Genomic DNA, 603 nt, shown 5'->3' with positions numbered 1-603 from the left:
TCAGCTGATGAGGTCTGGCTCTTTGCCTATGGATCTCTGATGTGGAACCCGGCCTGTGATTTCGTGGAGCAGCGGGTAGGCTTCGTGCCCGGGTGGCACCGCTCCTTCTGCCTCGGTTGGGACCGGTGGTTTCGTGGATCGGACAGCAAACCCGGTCTCATGTTGTCGCTCGACCGTGGCGGGCAGTGCAAGGGCGCGGTCTATCGCCTGCCGCCGGAAGCTATCGAGGCCAATCTCGGCAGGCTCTTTCGTCGTGAGATGCGCGCCAAGCCGTCCGCTCATTCGCCGCGCTGGGTGAATGTTCGCACCGAGATCGGACCGCTCCAAGCGATCACCTTTGTGATTAACCGGAACAGCGGACGCTGTGTCCGCGGGCTGTCGCTGGAACAGATCGCCGACGCGCTCGCGGTCGCGTGCGGTCCGTGGGGTTCCATGGCCGACTATCTTCACAGCACTGTCAGTCACCTTGAAGGTATGGGGATTCACGACAGCCAATTGTGGCGTTTGCAGGAGCTGGTAGCCGAACGCATCGAAGCGTCGACGGCCGAAGATCTTCCCGCGAAATGAGCCAACGGGACTCAACCCTCAGACCATGACCACTAG

The 603-nt window shown here is 61.5% G+C and carries 1 protein-coding gene; it reads left to right on the top strand.

Annotated elements, in window-relative coordinates; translation table 11 throughout:
- A partial coding sequence (locus AC0L2Z_RS35415; RefSeq protein ID WP_473630647.1) for a gamma-glutamylcyclotransferase occupies positions 1–567 on the top strand: 567 nt, incomplete at its 5' end.
- Between the last annotated feature and the right edge of the window lie 36 nt (positions 568–603).

This window comes from Mesorhizobium sp. WSM4850 (assembly GCF_055811735.1).
The sequence above is the reverse complement of the archived record's forward strand: the minus strand, read 5'-3'. Positions and strand labels throughout refer to the sequence as shown.